Genomic DNA, 14,904 nt, shown 5'->3' with positions numbered 1-14,904 from the left:
GTAAGGAGTCACGATGGCTATCAGCATGACCGAAGCTGCCGCCAATCACGTGCGTCGCTCCCTCGAAGGGCGCGGCAAAGGTGATGGCATTCGTCTGGGTGTTCGCACCACAGGTTGTTCTGGCCTGGCGTACGTACTCGAGTTCGTTGACGCGCCAGACAGCGAAGACACGGTGTTCGAGCACCATGGCGTGAAGGTTATCATCGATCCCAAGAGCCTGGTTTACCTCGACGGCACCGAGCTGGATTTCGTCAAGGAAGGGTTGAACGAAGGCTTCAAGTTCAACAATCCCAACTCGCGCGGTGAATGTGGCTGCGGCGAAAGCTTCAACGTCTGAGGCTTATTGTGGGTACTCCTTGTCACTTCGCTCTGTTCGATCTGCAGCCGGGTTTCCGCCTGGATCTGGATCTGCTCGCCACGCGTTATCGCGAGCTTGCCCGTAGCGTGCACCCCGACCGCTTCGCTGACGCCTCCGAGCGTGAGCAGCGTGTTGCGCTGGAGCGCTCGGCAAGCCTGAACGACGCCTACCAGACCCTCAAGAGCGCGCCGAAGCGGGCGCGTTACCTGCTGGCGCTCAAGGGCGAAGTTGCGCTTGAAGTCACCGTGCATGACCCCGAGTTCCTGATGCAGCAGATGCAATGGCGCGAAGAACTCGAAGACCTGCAGGATGAAGCGGATCTGGACGGCGTGGCGACCTTCAAGCGTCGGCTCAAGGTGGCGCAGGAAGAACTGAACGAAAGCTTCGCAGCCTGTTGGGACGATGCTGCACAGCGTGAGCAGGCCGAAAGGTTGATGCGCCGCATGCAGTTCCTCGACAAGCTCTCCTACGAAGTGCGCCAGCTGGAAGAGCGCCTCGACGATTAACCCCGCGCCGCCTTTTGGGCGGCGCGCCAGTGATATCAGAAAAGCAATGGCTCTACTGCAGATCGCCGAACCCGGCCAAAGTCCAAAACCTCATCAGCGTCGTCTGGCCGTCGGGATCGATCTCGGCACCACCAACTCGCTGGTCGCTGCATTGCGCAGCGGCATCAGTGAGCCTCTTCCCGATCAGGATGGCCAGGTCATCCTGCCGTCCGCGGTGCGTTATCACGCCGACCGCGTCGAGGTCGGCCAGTCCGCCAAGGACGCTGCTGCGACCGATCCGCTTAATACCATCATCTCGGTCAAGCGCCTCATGGGGCGTGGCATTTCCGACGTGAAGCATCTCGGTGACCAGTTGCCGTACCGCTTCATCGGCGGCGAGTCGCACATGCCGTTTATCGACACCGTCCAGGGCGCGAAAAGCCCGGTTGAAGTGTCCGCGGACATTCTCAAGGTGCTGCGTCAGCGCGCCGAGGCGACATTGGGCGGTGACCTGGTCGGTGCTGTAATTACCGTGCCAGCCTATTTCGATGATGCTCAGCGTCAAGCCACCAAGGACGCCGCCAAGCTGGCGGGTCTGACCGTGCTGCGCTTGCTCAACGAGCCGACTGCCGCTGCGGTGGCTTATGGTCTGGATCAGAATGCCGAAGGCGTTGTGGCGATCTATGACCTGGGCGGCGGTACTTTCGATATCTCGATTCTGCGCCTGACGGGCGGCGTTTTTGAGGTCATGGCCACCGGCGGCGACAGCGCGCTGGGTGGTGATGATTTCGACCATGCCATTGCCAGCTGGATCATTACTGAAGCCGGCCTGTCCGACGATCTCGACCCCTCTGCCCAACGCAGCCTGATGCAGACTGCCTGCGCCGCCAAGGAAGCCTTGACCGATACCGATTCGGTCGAGGTCGTTCATGGCGCCTGGAAAGGTCTGCTGACTCGATCCGCTTTCAATGCGCTGATCGAGCCGATGGTCGCCCGCAGCCTCAAGGCTTGCCGCCGCGCCGTGCGTGATTGCGGTATCGAGCTGGATGAAGTGGAAGCTGTTGTGATGGTCGGTGGCTCGACCCGCGTGCCGCGTGTGCGTGAAGCGGTCGCCGATCTGTTCGGTCGCCAGCCGCTGACTGAAATCGACCCGGATCAAGTGGTCGCGATTGGCGCGGCGATTCAGGCCGATACCCTGGCCGGCAACAAGCGCGACGGTGGCGAGCTGTTGCTGCTGGACGTCATTCCGCTGTCCCTTGGTCTCGAAACCATGGGCGGGCTGATGGAAAAGGTGATTCCGCGCAACACCACGATTCCCGTGGCCCGCGCTCAGGAGTTCACCACATATAAAGATGGTCAGTCGGCAATGATGATTCACGTGCTGCAAGGCGAGCGTGAGTTGATCAGCGACTGCCGTTCTCTGGCGCGTTTCGATCTGCGCGGCATACCGTCGATGGTCGCCGGCGCGGCGAAGATTCGCGTCACCTTCCAGGTCGATGCCGACGGTCTGCTGAGCGTGTCTGCCCGCGAACTGGCGTCTGGCGTGGAGTCCAGCATTCAGGTCAAGCCTTCCTATGGCCTGACCGATGGCGAAGTCGCTCGCATGCTCAAGGATTCGTTCCAGTATGCCGGTGACGACAAGGTCGCGCGCGTGTTGCGTGAGCAGCAGGTCGATGCCCAACGCTTGATCGAAGCCGTTGAAGGCGCGTTGCAGGCCGATGGCGAGCGTTTACTCGACGCCGAAGAGCGCATGGTCATCGACATGCAGGTCGAAGAACTCCGTGAATTGATGAAGGGCACCGACGGTGCGGCCATCGAGCAGCAGACCAAGCGTCTGTCGCAGGTGACCGATGCGTTCGCTGCCCGCCGCCTGGACTCGACGGTCAAGGCCGCCTTGTCAGGACGCAACCTGAATGAGATTGAGGAATAACTGATGCCGCAGGTGATTTTTCTGCCCCACAAGGAGTTTTGCCCGGACGGGTTGGTAGTCGAGGCTGAGCCAGGCATCTCGATCCTCGAGCTGGCTCACGAGCATCACATCGAAATGGAAAGCGCGTGCGGCGGTGTCTGCGCTTGTACCACGTGCCACTGCATCATCCGCGAAGGGTTCAACTCGCTTGAAGAGGCCGACGAGCTGGAAGAGGACTATCTTGATCGTGCGTGGGGGCTGGAGCCGACATCGCGTCTGGGCTGTCAGGCCAAGGTCGGCACTGAAGACCTGACGGTCGAGATTCCGAAATATTCGCTTAACCATGCAGCTGAAGCGCCGCACTGATCGAGGGATTGTCATGAGCTATGGTTGGAATGATGTCCAGCGCATCGCCGAAGAACTGGCCGAAGCCCACCCTGAAGTCAAACCGTACTCGGTAGGTTTCGTCAAACTGCAACAGATGATCAAGGAGCTGCCGGATTTCGACAACGAATCCGGAAGGGTTGGCGAGAAGGTGCTGGAGGCGGTCCAGACCCTTTGGGCCGATGAAATAGACTGATCATCTTTGCATGTTAGGCAATACACCAGAACCCGCGTATAATTCGCGGGTTTAATTTTTCGCAATAATCACCGTTTCTGGAGTTACACCATGGCTGTTCAACGTACTTTCTCGATCATCAAGCCTGATGCCGTTGCTAAAAACGTAATCGGCGAGATCACCACCCGCTTTGAAAAAGCCGGTCTGCGCGTCGTGGCTTCGAAGCTGAAGCAACTGTCCCAGGCCGAAGCAGAAGGTTTCTACGCTGAGCACAGCGCCCGTGGTTTCTTCGGTGACCTGGTTGCTTTCATGACTTCCGGTCCGGTTGTCGTTCAGGTTCTGGAAGGTGAGAACGCCATCCTGAAAAACCGTGAACTGATGGGCGCCACCAACCCTAAAGAAGCTGCTGCCGGCACCATCCGCGCTGACTTCGCCGAATCCATCGATGCCAACGCTGTTCACGGCTCCGACTCCGAAGCTGCTGCTGCTCGCGAAATCGCTTACTTCTTCGCTGCTACCGAGGTAACCACTCGCTAAGCTACTGCTGCGAGTGAGGGTGAATCCATGACTGATACAACTGGCAAAATCAACCTGCTGGGTCTGACCCAGCCGGAAATGGAAAAATTCTTCGAGTCCATCGGGGAGAAGCGCTTCCGCGCCGGTCAGGTCATGAAGTGGATTCACCACTATGGCGTCGATAATTTTGAAGCCATGACGAACGTCGGCAAGGCGCTGCGTGAAAAGCTTGAGCGTCGTGCCGAAATTCGAGGTCCCGAAGTCGTCAGCGAGGACATTTCAAGCGACGGCACCCGTAAATGGGTGGTGCGCGTGGAGTCCGGCAGCTGCGTCGAGACCGTGTACATCCCTCAGGGCAAGCGCGGCACCTTGTGTGTTTCCTCCCAGGCGGGCTGCGCGCTGGATTGCAGTTTCTGCTCTACCGGCAAACAAGGCTTCAACAGCAACCTCACCGCCGCCGAAGTCATCGGCCAGGTGTGGATTGCCAACAAATCCTTCGGCAGTGTCCCGGCCACCATCGACCGTGCTATCACCAACGTGGTGATGATGGGGATGGGCGAGCCATTGCTGAACTTCGACAATGTCATCTCTGCCATGCATCTGATGATGGATGACCTGGGTTATGGCATTTCCAAGCGCCGGGTGACCCTGTCCACCTCCGGCGTGGTGCCGATGATCGATGAGCTGGCCAAGCACATCGACGTCTCGCTGGCTCTTTCACTGCACGCACCGAACGATGCGCTGCGCAACCAGTTGGTGCCAATCAACAAGAAGTACCCGTTGAAAATGCTGCTCGAATCCTGCCGCAACTACATGTCGGCGCTGGGCGAGAAACGCGTGCTCACCATCGAGTACACCTTGCTCAAGGACGTCAACGACAGGCCCGAGCACGCAGTCGAGATGATCGAGTTGCTCAAGGACACACCTTGCAAGGTCAATCTGATCCCGTTCAATCCGTTCCCGCATTCGGGATACGAGCGCCCGAGCAACAACGCGATCCGTCGCTTCCAGGATCTGCTGCACCAGGCCGGATTCAACGTTACCGTGCGCACCACGCGCGGTGAGGATATCGATGCTGCCTGTGGTCAGCTGGTCGGGCAGGTAATGGACCGTACTCGCCGCAGCGAACGCTACATCGCGGTGCGCGAGCTCAGCGCCGAGACCGAAGGGGGTCAAGTCGCTGCGTCTCGTACCTGACTGCGAATTTGACTGAGAGGATCTCTATGTCCCTGCGCGCTGCGCTGCTACTGAGTTTTGCCACGCTGCTGATTGGTTGTGTTTCCACTGGCAACGTCGACCCGCTAAGTACCGGCAAGGGGCGTAAGGATGCTCGACAGGCGTATGTGCAATTGGGTCTGGGCTATCTGCAGCAGGGGCAGATGGAGCGCGCCAAGGCTCCGTTGAAGAAGGCGCTGGAACTGGACAGTTCCGATGCGGATGCCAACGCGGCGCTGGGGCTGGTGTTTCAGGCCGAGGCTGAGCCACAACTCGCCGATCAGTACTACAAGAAGGCACTGTCCTCTCGTCCCAAGGATGCGCGCATCCTTAACAACTACGGCAGTTTTCTCTACGAGCAGAAGCGCTACAAGGAAGCTTACGAGCGCTTTGAACAGGCCGCCGATGATAACCTCTACGCCGAACGTGCCAGGGTTTTCGAGAACCTGGGCATGACCTCGCTGATGCTGGGTAACCGTGATGCGGCACTGGAACAATTCAACAAGGCCTTGAGGCTTGATCGTCAGCAACCGCGTGCGTTGCTGGAAATGGCTGAGTTGTCTTACGAAGACAGGCATTATGTGCCGGCGCGTGACTATTACGACCGTTTCATCCAGCTGAGCGAGCAGAATGCACGTAGTCTGTTGCTGGGCACGCGTCTGGCGAAGATTTATGAAGATCGCGACAAGGCAGCCAGTTATGGCCTGCAACTAAAAAGACTCTATCCCGGTACGCCGGAATATCAGCAATACCTGTCGGAGCAATGATGAAAGCGGCGCATCCCGAAGTTGTAGCAGCCACTCGTACGAACCCTGGCGAAACGTTGCGCCAGGCTCGCGAGAGTAAAAACTGGTCGCTGCCAGATGTGGCTTTGAGGCTGAACCTCACCGTGACTTCCCTGGGTTATGTGGAGTCGGGGGACTTTGACAAGCTTCCGGGCCATACCTTCGCCCGGGGCTACATCCGTGCCTACGCGAAACTCATGGGCCTGGATCAGACCGCATTGGTCAGTCAGTTCGACCAGTACACCGGTACCGACGGCAAGGGCAGCGACGTGCATGCCCTGGGTCGCATCGAAGAGCCCGTGCGCCTGTCGCATAACATTCTGCGCATCGTCAGCCTGTTGCTGCTGGTGGCATTGATCGGCGGTGGCTTTGTCTGGTGGCAGGATCAGGCGACCCTGCGCGGCAAGGAACCGCCCAATCTGGGCATGGAGCACGTCGAAGTCGAAAGCGCCGACGGCACCACGCAGATTCATCCGCTGGACGAGCCGGAAGATCAGGCTGTCGCGGAGGGGCAGAGCAACACTGCGCCATTGCCATTGAACAACGCTGACTCCTCCGCGCAACCGCCGGCAACCTCTGCTGCGCCCACCACCCCAGCGCCGGTCACCACGGCGCCTACGCCTGGCGTTGCGCCGAGCCATGGCATGCCTGCAACGCCTTCGGCGCCCGCTCATGCCACGCCAACCACTCCGGCTACGGCTGCCGTCCCTGCACCGGCGCCTGCACAGACCCCGGCTGCCGCTGAAGCCGCGCCGGTTCCGGCAGGGTTCGGTCGGGTGCAGATGCAATTCACCGCCGATTGCTGGTTCCAGGTCACCGACAGCAACGGCAAGGTGCTGACCAGCGGCCTCAAGCGTGCGGGTGACAGCATCGATGTCAGCGGCAAACCGCCTCTGGCAGTGCGCCTGGGCGTGGCCCATGCCGCGCAGGTCAGCTACAACGGTCAGCCGGTGGACGTCACACCTTTCACTTCGGGCCAAACGGCTCGCATGAAGCTGGGGCAATAAGTCATGCACGGCGAATCTCCGATCAAACGTCGCGAATCTCGTAAAATCTGGGTCGGTTCCGTGCCGGTCGGCGGTGATGCGCCGATCGCGGTACAGAGCATGACCAATAGCGACACCAACGATGTCGCAGCCACTGTTGCGCAGATCAACCGACTGGAAGCGGCCGGTGTGGACATCGTTCGCGTCTCCGTGCCCGACATGGACGCCGCCGAGGCGTTCGGTCGCATCAAGCAGCTGGTCAAGGTGCCTCTGGTCGCCGATATCCATTTCGACTACAAGATCGCGTTGCGCGTGGCCGAGCTGGGCGTCGATTGCCTACGCATCAACCCGGGTAACATTGGTCGTGAAGACCGTGTGCGCGCGGTGGTGGACGCAGCCCGTGATCGCGGCATCCCGATCCGTATCGGCGTCAACGCCGGCTCCCTGGAAAAGGACCTGCAGAAGAAATACGGCGAACCCACCCCGGCAGCCTTGGTGGAGTCGGCCCTGCGCCACGTCGAGCACCTCGATCGCCTGGATTTCCAGGATTTCAAGGTCAGCGTGAAGGCCTCGGATGTGTTCATGGCCGTCGAAGCCTACCGCTTGCTGGCCAGGCAAATCGTCCAGCCGCTGCACCTGGGCATCACCGAAGCGGGTGGTTTGCGTTCAGGCACGGTGAAATCGGCCGTCGGCCTAGGTATGCTGCTGGCCGAAGGAATTGGCGATACCATTCGTATCTCGCTGGCCGCCGATCCTGTTGAAGAAGTGAAAGTCGGTTACGACATCCTCAAGTCGCTGCATCTGCGTTCTCGTGGCATCAACTTCATCGCCTGCCCGAGCTGCTCGCGGCAGAACTTCGATGTGGTCAAGACCATGAACGAGTTGGAAGGGCGCCTTGAAGATCTGCTGGTCCCGCTGGACGTCGCGGTGATCGGTTGTGTGGTGAACGGTCCTGGCGAAGCCAAGGAGGCCCATGTCGGCCTCACCGGCGGCACGCCGAACCTGATCTACATCGATGGGAAACCGTCGCAAAAGCTGACCAATGACAATCTCGTGGATGAGCTCGAGCGCTTGATTCGTGAGAAAGCGGCCGAAAAGGTCCAGGCCGACGCAGCGCTGATCGTTCGCGGCTAACCCAGTTTCCAAGGAATTTTTGTGAGTAAGTCTCTGCAAGCCATCCGTGGCATGAACGACATCCTGCCGGACCAGACGCCGCTGTGGCGCTATTTCGAGGGCACCGTATCGCGTTTGCTGGATAACTACGGTTATCGCCAGATCCGCATGCCCATCGTCGAGTTCACCGAATTGTTCAAACGCTCGATCGGCGAAGTTACTGACATCGTCGAGAAAGAGATGTACACCTTTGCCGACCGCAACGGCGACTCGCTGACCCTGCGCCCTGAAGGCACGGCGGCCTGCGTGCGCGCTGTGCTGGAGCACGGCATTACCGGTGGTGGTCAGGTGCAGAAACTCTGGTACATCGGCCCGATGTTCCGCCACGAACGCCCGCAGAAAGGCCGTTATCGCCAGTTCCACCAGATTGGCTGCGAAGTCTTCAACCTCGACGGCCCGGACATCGACGCCGAGCTGATCGTGCTGACCTGGCGCCTGTGGGGTCTGCTGGGCATCCGCAATGCGGTCAAGCTCGAACTGAACAGCCTCGGCACTAGCGAAGCCCGTGCCCGCTACCGCGAGGCGCTGGTCGAGTACCTGTCGGCGCGCCTGGAGCAATTGGACGAAGACAGCCAGCGCCGCCTGAAAACCAACCCACTGCGCGTGCTCGACACCAAACATCCTGAAACCCAGGCTGTGCTGGTCGATGCGCCGAAGCTGGCGGACTATCTGGACGAAGAATCGCGGATTCACTTCCAGGGCCTGAAAGCGCGTCTGGATGCGGCCGGGATTCCTTACGTGATCAACCCGAAACTGGTGCGCGGCCTGGATTACTACAGCAAGACCGTTTTCGAATGGGTCACCGATCAGTTGGGTGCTCAGGGCACTGTCTGCGCGGGTGGTCGTTACGATGGTCTGGTCGAGCAGATGGGCGGCAAGCCAACCACCGGCGTCGGTTTTGCCATGGGCATCGAGCGTCTGGTACTGCTGCTGGAAACCCTGGAGCAGGTTCCGGAAGAAATTTCGCGCACCATCGACGTCTACGTCTGCGCCTTCGGTGAACCAGCCGAGCTGGCCGCACTGGCGTTGTCCGAGCGTTTGCGCGATCAGGCGCCGAACCTGCGTCTGCAGGTCAACGCCGGAGCTGGCAGTTTCAAGAGCCAGTTCAAGAAGGCTGACAAGAGCGGCGCGCTGTATGCGCTGATTCTTGGTGATGAAGAGCTGGCACGCAAGGAAGTGGGCTTCAAGCCTCTGCGCGGTCAGGGCGAACAACAAAATATTGCCTGGGATGCTCTGTCCGAGCACCTGGCCACCTGCATCGTGCAGGATTGAACAAGCATCTAATCGAGGTCGGCGAGCGAAGGTCAGGCAAGGCGAAAACAGGCGAGCAAGCGGAGTTTAGACACCTAAATGAGCATTGCGACCCTGTTTTCAACGCAGCAAGGCCGAGCACAGCCACTTCGAAAGCCGATTGAGCGACGCGAATAGGAGTAATGGGGTGTCGAGTACTGATGATGAACAGCTGGCAGCGGTAAAGGACTGGTGGCAACGTAACGGCAAGCCCCTGGTCACCGGCGGTCTGCTCGCAGTGATCGTGGTGTTGGGATGGCAGTTCTGGCACCGCTATCAGAACAGTCAGGCACAAGGTGCTTCGGCCCTGTACCAGCAATTGCTGGAAACGGCGCTGACCCCAAGCGGCCAGGCGGATGCCGGTCAAGTGGCCGAGATCGCCGGCAAGCTGAAAAGCGAGTTCGGTGGCACTGCCTACGCGCAATACGGCAGTCTGTTTGTGGCCAAGGTCGCGGTCGACACCGGTAAGCTGGACGACGCTGCAAACGAGCTGAAAGCCGTCAGCGACAAGCCGGTCAACCCGACGCTTGGCGAAATCGCACGTCAACGTCTGGCTCGCGTGCTTGCGGCACAGAACAAGGCTGAAGACGCGCTGAAGCTGCTCGACGGTCAGGTCGACAAGTCTTTCGAAGCCGCTCGTGAAGAGCTGCGCGGTGACCTGCTGGTTCAGCTGGGTCGTACCGATGACGCTTACGCTGCATACAAGAAAGCCAAGGCTGCACTGTCCGAGCAATCGGCGGTAGGCGGTCTGCAAATGAAGCTCGACGATCTGGCGAAAGGGGATGCGTGACGTGATCCGTTGGAAACATGCAGCATTGCTGGCTCTGGCCATTCTGGCCGCGGGTTGCAGCAGCAACAGCAAAAAGGAATTGCCTCCGGCAGAGCTGACCGACTTCAAAGAGGAAGTGGTTCTGCAAAAGCTGTGGAGCCGCTCGGTCGGTGATGGCCAGGGCGACATCTACAACATGCTGGTTCCAGCCATCGACGGCGAGAATATCTACGCCGCCGACGCCAACGGTCTGGTCATGGCGATCAATCGCGGCAACGGCGACGTGGTCTGGAAGAAAGAGCTCGAGCAGCCTGTTTCCGGCGCTGTCGGCGTAGGTTTCGGTCTGGTCATGGTCGGCACGCTGCGCGGCGAAGTGATCGTCCTGGACGAAGCGACCGGCGAGCAGAAATGGAAGGCCAAGGCGACCAGCGAAGTGCTGTCCGCCCCAGCCACCAACGGTGATGTGGTCGTTGCCCAGACCCAGGACGACAAGGTTATCGGTTACGATGCCGCCACCGGCAACCAGCGCTGGATCTACGAAAGCAGTCCTGCGGTACTGACCCTTCGTGGCACCGGTGCGCCGATCGTGACCCCGCAACTGGCCCTCGCTGGCCTGTCGACCGGTAAGGTCGTGGCGCTGGACACCACCAACGGCGTGCCGGTCTGGGAACAGCGCGTAGCGATTCCACAGGGTCGCTCGGAGCTGGATCGTGTAGTCGACATCGACGGCGGTCTGCTGTTGTCCGGCAGCACGCTGTACGTTGCAACCTATCAGGGCCGTATTGCGGGCCTGGAGCTGCAGAGCGGCCGTGTGCTGTGGCAGCGTGATGCGTCGAGCTATTCGGGCGTGGCCCAGGGCTTCGGCAGCGTCTACGTTTCCCTGGCCAATGGCACCGTGGAAGGCGTCGATGAACGTTCGTCCACCGCGCTGTGGAGCAACGACTCGCTGGCTCGCCGTCAACTCGGTTCGCCTGAAGTGTTCTCCAGCTACGTAGCCGTCGGCGACATGGAAGGCTATCTCCACCTGCTGAGCCAGGTCGACGGTCACTTCGTTGGCCGTGAAAAAATCGACAGTGATGGCTTGCGTGCACGCCCGCTGGTGTCGGGCAACACTATTTACGTCTTCGGTAACAGCGGCAAGCTGGAAGCCCTGACGATCAAGTGATGGCTGTCTATGCTGGAGAAAAGCCTGTCAATGGCATTCTCTGGCAGCCCCGCTCTGACGGGGCTCGCGGCACTTAGGGTGCCGCTCCGAACTCCGGCCGCTGCCTTGCAGCGGCTTTTGTATTTTCTGAAATAACGAAGTGGAGAGCCGCATGGTTCCCGTAATCGCCCTGGTGGGTCGACCGAACGTCGGCAAGTCCACCTTGTTCAATCGCCTGACCAGGACTCGCGACGCCATCGTCGGCGACTTGTCCGGTCTGACCCGTGATCGCCAATACGGTGAGGCCAAGTGGCAAGGGCGTACCTACATCCTGATCGACACCGGCGGCATTTCCGGTGATGAACACGGCATGGACGAAAAAATGGCCGAGCAGTCGCTGCTGGCCATCGAAGAAGCCGATGTCGTGCTGTTTCTGGTAGACGCCAAAGCCGGTTTCACCGCAGCCGACCAGATGATTGGCGAGCACCTGCGCAAGCGCAACAAGACCTCGTACGTGGTTGCCAACAAGGTCGACAACATCGACCCTGACATGGCGCGCGCCGAGTTCGCGCCACTGGGTATGGGCGATGCCATTCCGGTAGCCGGTGCCCACGGTCGCGGCATCACGCAGATGCTGGAAATCGCCCTGCGCGAATTCCCCAAAGACGCTGATGAAGTGGAAGAGGGCGAAGAGGAGGACGTCGCTGAAGGCGAAGAAGCCAAGCGCATTCCTGGTCCGAGCGAAAAAGACGGCATCAAGATCGCGATCATCGGTCGTCCGAACGTCGGCAAGTCGACACTGGTCAACCGCATGCTCGGTGAAGACCGCGTCATCGTTTACGATCAGCCCGGCACTACCCGCGACAGCATCTACATCCCGTTCGAGCGCAACGACGAGAAGTACACGCTGATCGACACCGCCGGTGTGCGAAAGCGCGGCAAGATCCACGAAGAAGTCGAAAAATTCTCTGTGGTCAAAACCCTGCAGGCGATTAAAGACGCGAACGTGGTGATCTTCGTGATGGACGCCCGCGAAGGCGTGGTCGACCACGATCTGAACCTGCTGGGCTTCGCCCTGGAGGCCGGCCGCGCGCTGGTCATCGCACTGAACAAGTGGGATGGCATGGTGCCGAGCGAGCGCGACTACGTGAAGACCGAACTGGAACGCCGGTTGTTCTTCGTCGACTTCGCCGATATCCATTTCATCTCGGCACTGCATGGCACTGGCGTTGGCAACCTGTATCAATCGGTGCAGAACTCGTTCAAGTCAGCCGTGACACGCTGGCCGACCAGCCGTCTGACGCAGATTCTCGAGGACGCCGTTACCGAGCACCAGCCGCCGATGGTCAACAGCCGTCGGATCAAGCTGCGTTATGCTCACCTGGGTGGTGCGAACCCGCCGCTGATCGTGATCCACGGTAATCAGGTCGAGAAAGTACCGAAGTCGTACGTGCGCTACCTGGAGAACACCTACCGTCGCGTACTCAAGCTGGTCGGTACGCCCATTCGCATTGAGTTCAAGGGTGGCGACAACCCGTACGAAGGCAACAAGAACACGCTCACCGACCGTCAGGTCAACAAGAAGCGTCGCTTGATGTCGCACCACAAGAAAGCCGAGAAAAAGCGCAAGGATAAACGCTGACTCGATAGCGGACTTTCTTCGAAAAGGTGCCAATGGCGCCTTTTTTTATGCTTTCAGGATGGGCTATTCTGCGGGTCCCCGTGCCGTTCTGGAACCGGGTGTGGAGCAGGAAAACCCTATGATCAGCAGCAAATTGCCGAACGTTGGCACCACCATCTTTACCGTGATGTCCCAGCTTGCAGCCGATACCGGGGCGATCAATCTTTCTCAGGGTTTTCCCGATTTCGATGGGCCTGACGCGCTGCGCGAAGCCCTCTGCCGTCGCACCATGGATGGCTTTAACCAATATGCGCCGATGGCCGGGCTGCCTGTACTGCGCCAGCAAGTCGCTACCAAGATCGCCCGTTCCTATGGTCGTCAGGTCAATGTCGACAGCGAAATCACCATCACCCCCGGCGCAACCCATGCGATCTTCTGCGCGATCCAGACCGTGGTGCGCGCAGGCGACGAAGTCATCGTTTTCGACCCCAGCTACGATAGTTACGAGCCGTCAGTAGAGCTGGCGGGCGGGCGCTGTGTGCATGTGCAGCTCAAGGATGGCGAGTTCTCCATCGACTGGGAGCAACTCAGCGCTGCGCTGAGTCCGAAGACTCGTATGATCATTATCAATAGCCCGCACAATCCGAGCGGTGCGCTGATCACTCGCGACGAACTGGACCAACTGGCGGCATTGATCCGCGATCGCGATATCTATCTGGTCAGTGACGAGGTGTACGAGCATCTGGTGTTCGACGGCGTGAAGCATGCCAGCGTTCTGGCTCACGAAGAACTGTACGAACGTGCCTTCGTGGTCAGTTCGTTCGGCAAGACCTATCACGTGACCGGCTGGAAAACCGGTTACCTGGTAGCGCCGCCCGCTTTGACCGCCGAGATGCGCAAGATTCACCAGTTCGTCGGTTTCTGCGGCGTCACTCCGCTGCAATGGGCCCTGGCCGATTTCATGGCCGCGTGCCCTGAGCATGTCGAAGAGCTACCTGCGTTCTATCAAGCCAAGCGCGACTTCTTTTGCGATCGCCTGGAGTCCTCGCGCTTCAACTTCAAGCGCGCTGCCGGGACATACTTCCAGCTGGTCGATTACTCGCAGATTCGTCCAGACTTGAATGACGTCGAGATGTCGCTGTGGATGACCCGTGAACACGGGGTGGCGAGCATTCCGCCATCGGTCTTCTACCAAAACCCACCTGAGGGCCAGCGTCTGATTCGCCTGTGCTTTCCCAAGCGTGAGGAGACGTTGCGTCTGGCAGCGGAAAAACTATGCGCGATCTGAGCCAACTGCAAAACCTGAACATCGCCCTGGTGCAAACCACGCTGGTCTGGCACGACTGCCTGGCCAACCATGCGCACTTCGAAGAGCTGCTTTCTCAAGCCGAAGGCGCTGATCTGGTGATCCTGCCGGAGATGTTCACCACCGGCTTTTCTATGGACTCCGAGACGCTCGCCGAACCCGAGAACGGTATCACCTCGCAATGGTTGCTGAATCAGGCCAGGCGCCTCGACGCTGTGGTGACGGGCAGCGTGATCGTTCGCGACGCCGATGGCGGTCATCGCAATCGCCTGCTGTGGGCGCGCCCTGATGGCGAGCTTTTGCACTATGACAAGCGCCATCTGTTCCGCATGGCCGGCGAACATGAACATTACAGCCCTGGCGAGCGTCAGGTGCAGTTCGAACTCAAAGGTTGGCGAATTCGGCCGCTGATTTGCTACGACCTGCGTTTTCCGGTCTGGAGCCGCGGCGCGCAAGACACTGATTTGCTGCTATATACCGCCAACTGGCCCGGGGCCCGACGTCTACACTGGAACCGGTTGCTGCCCGCGCGTGCCATCGAAAACCTGTGTTATGTAGCAGCCGTGAACCGCATCGGCACCGATGGCAAAGGTTTCGCCTACACCGGCGACAGCCAGGTGCTGGATTTTCAGGGCGAGAGTTTGCTGAACATTGGCGAGGCCGATGGCGTGTTTCACGTCAGTCTGTCGGCTGACAGTCTGGCGGCATACCGGCAGAAATTCCCGGCATATCTCGACGCGGATACATTCGAGATACACTAAAGTCATAGAGTTTGAAGGGGATGCGGT

The 14,904-nt window shown here is 59.7% G+C and carries 16 protein-coding genes; all 16 read left to right on the top strand.

Features of this window, described 5'->3' with window-relative positions:
* The first annotated feature begins 13 nt into the window (after positions 1-13).
* On the top strand, positions 14-337 hold the full coding sequence (iscA, locus tag CE491_RS19655) for an iron-sulfur cluster assembly protein IscA (RefSeq protein WP_110949996.1): 324 nt from the start codon (positions 14-16) through the stop codon (positions 335-337).
* An 8-nt stretch (positions 338-345) separates the two neighbouring features.
* On the top strand, positions 346-864 hold the full coding sequence (gene hscB, locus CE491_RS19650) for a co-chaperone HscB (RefSeq protein WP_110949995.1): 519 nt from the start codon (positions 346-348) through the stop codon (positions 862-864).
* A gap of 46 nt (positions 865-910) precedes the next feature.
* Positions 911-2,773 carry a Fe-S protein assembly chaperone HscA gene (gene hscA / locus CE491_RS19645; protein ID WP_110949994.1) on the top strand — a complete coding sequence of 621 codons (1,863 nt, stop codon included), beginning with the start codon at positions 911-913 and terminating at the stop codon, positions 2,771-2,773.
* Between the two features lie 3 nt (positions 2,774-2,776).
* Positions 2,777-3,118 carry an ISC system 2Fe-2S type ferredoxin gene (gene fdx / locus CE491_RS19640; protein WP_110949993.1) on the top strand — a complete coding sequence of 114 codons (342 nt, stop codon included), beginning with the start codon at positions 2,777-2,779 and terminating at the stop codon, positions 3,116-3,118.
* A 13-nt stretch (positions 3,119-3,131) separates the two neighbouring features.
* A complete protein-coding gene (gene iscX, locus CE491_RS19635) occupies positions 3,132-3,332 on the top strand; it encodes a Fe-S cluster assembly protein IscX (RefSeq protein WP_110949992.1) in 201 nt (66 codons plus the stop codon).
* Positions 3,333-3,422: 90 nt separating this feature from the next.
* Entirely contained in the window at positions 3,423-3,848 is a 426-nt protein-coding gene (ndk, locus tag CE491_RS19630) for a nucleoside-diphosphate kinase (RefSeq protein ID WP_110949991.1), read from the top strand.
* A 27-nt stretch (positions 3,849-3,875) separates the two neighbouring features.
* On the top strand, positions 3,876-5,024 hold the full coding sequence (gene rlmN, locus CE491_RS19625) for a 23S rRNA (adenine(2503)-C(2))-methyltransferase RlmN (protein ID WP_110949990.1): 1,149 nt from the start codon (positions 3,876-3,878) through the stop codon (positions 5,022-5,024).
* Positions 5,025-5,050: 26 nt separating this feature from the next.
* Positions 5,051-5,809 carry a type IV pilus biogenesis/stability protein PilW gene (gene pilW / locus CE491_RS19620; protein WP_110949989.1) on the top strand — a complete coding sequence of 253 codons (759 nt, stop codon included), beginning with the start codon at positions 5,051-5,053 and terminating at the stop codon, positions 5,807-5,809.
* Positions 5,806-6,834: a RodZ domain-containing protein gene (locus CE491_RS19615; RefSeq protein ID WP_456107154.1), complete on the top strand. Its 1,029-nt coding sequence runs from the start codon at positions 5,806-5,808 to the stop codon at positions 6,832-6,834. The genes pilW and CE491_RS19615 overlap by 4 nt, the downstream gene beginning before the upstream one ends.
* A gap of 3 nt (positions 6,835-6,837) precedes the next feature.
* A complete protein-coding gene (gene ispG / locus CE491_RS19610; RefSeq protein ID WP_110949987.1) occupies positions 6,838-7,947 on the top strand; it encodes a flavodoxin-dependent (E)-4-hydroxy-3-methylbut-2-enyl-diphosphate synthase in 1,110 nt (369 codons plus the stop codon).
* A gap of 21 nt (positions 7,948-7,968) precedes the next feature.
* The gene (hisS, locus tag CE491_RS19605; protein WP_110949986.1) at positions 7,969-9,258 is read left to right on the top strand and encodes a histidine--tRNA ligase; all 1,290 of its coding nucleotides are present in this window, start codon (positions 7,969-7,971) and stop codon (positions 9,256-9,258) included.
* Positions 9,259-9,424: 166 nt separating this feature from the next.
* On the top strand, positions 9,425-10,066 hold the full coding sequence (locus CE491_RS19595) for a YfgM family protein (protein ID WP_110949984.1): 642 nt from the start codon (positions 9,425-9,427) through the stop codon (positions 10,064-10,066).
* Positions 10,059-11,210, top strand: coding sequence for an outer membrane protein assembly factor BamB (gene bamB, locus CE491_RS19590; protein ID WP_110949983.1), 1,152 nt, complete (start codon positions 10,059-10,061; stop codon positions 11,208-11,210). The genes CE491_RS19595 and bamB overlap by 8 nt, the downstream gene beginning before the upstream one ends.
* 151 nt (positions 11,211-11,361) lie before the next feature.
* Positions 11,362-12,831 carry a ribosome biogenesis GTPase Der gene (gene der / locus CE491_RS19585; protein WP_110949982.1) on the top strand — a complete coding sequence of 490 codons (1,470 nt, stop codon included), beginning with the start codon at positions 11,362-11,364 and terminating at the stop codon, positions 12,829-12,831.
* 118 nt (positions 12,832-12,949) lie between these two features.
* Positions 12,950-14,098 carry a pyridoxal phosphate-dependent aminotransferase gene (locus CE491_RS19580; protein WP_110949981.1) on the top strand — a complete coding sequence of 383 codons (1,149 nt, stop codon included), beginning with the start codon at positions 12,950-12,952 and terminating at the stop codon, positions 14,096-14,098.
* On the top strand, positions 14,086-14,877 hold the full coding sequence (locus CE491_RS19575) for an amidohydrolase (RefSeq protein WP_110949980.1): 792 nt from the start codon (positions 14,086-14,088) through the stop codon (positions 14,875-14,877). The genes CE491_RS19580 and CE491_RS19575 overlap by 13 nt, the downstream gene beginning before the upstream one ends.
* Positions 14,878-14,904: the final 27 nt, after the last annotated feature.

Source organism: Pseudomonas bohemica (genome assembly GCF_002934685.1).
Classification (GTDB): Bacteria; Pseudomonadota; Gammaproteobacteria; order Pseudomonadales; family Pseudomonadaceae; genus Aquipseudomonas; species Aquipseudomonas bohemica.
The sequence above is the reverse complement of the archived record's forward strand: the minus strand, read 5'-3'. Positions and strand labels throughout refer to the sequence as shown.

Coding starts and splice junctions, on each gene's coding strand:
- iscA (WP_110949996.1), top strand. CDS start 14: ATGGCTATCAGCATGACCGAAGCTGCCGCCAATCACGTGCGTCGCTCC.
- hscA (WP_110949994.1), top strand. CDS start 911: ATGGCTCTACTGCAGATCGCCGAACCCGGCCAAAGTCCAAAACCTCAT.
- fdx (WP_110949993.1), top strand. CDS start 2,777: ATGCCGCAGGTGATTTTTCTGCCCCACAAGGAGTTTTGCCCGGACGGG.
- iscX (WP_110949992.1), top strand. CDS start 3,132: ATGAGCTATGGTTGGAATGATGTCCAGCGCATCGCCGAAGAACTGGCC.
- ndk (WP_110949991.1), top strand. CDS start 3,423: ATGGCTGTTCAACGTACTTTCTCGATCATCAAGCCTGATGCCGTTGCT.
- rlmN (WP_110949990.1), top strand. CDS start 3,876: ATGACTGATACAACTGGCAAAATCAACCTGCTGGGTCTGACCCAGCCG.
- pilW (WP_110949989.1), top strand. CDS start 5,051: ATGTCCCTGCGCGCTGCGCTGCTACTGAGTTTTGCCACGCTGCTGATT.
- CE491_RS19615 (WP_456107154.1), top strand. CDS start 5,806: ATGATGAAAGCGGCGCATCCCGAAGTTGTAGCAGCCACTCGTACGAAC.
- ispG (WP_110949987.1), top strand. CDS start 6,838: ATGCACGGCGAATCTCCGATCAAACGTCGCGAATCTCGTAAAATCTGG.
- bamB (WP_110949983.1), top strand. CDS start 10,059: ATGCGTGACGTGATCCGTTGGAAACATGCAGCATTGCTGGCTCTGGCC.
- der (WP_110949982.1), top strand. CDS start 11,362: ATGGTTCCCGTAATCGCCCTGGTGGGTCGACCGAACGTCGGCAAGTCC.
- CE491_RS19580 (WP_110949981.1), top strand. CDS start 12,950: ATGATCAGCAGCAAATTGCCGAACGTTGGCACCACCATCTTTACCGTG.
- CE491_RS19575 (WP_110949980.1), top strand. CDS start 14,086: ATGCGCGATCTGAGCCAACTGCAAAACCTGAACATCGCCCTGGTGCAA.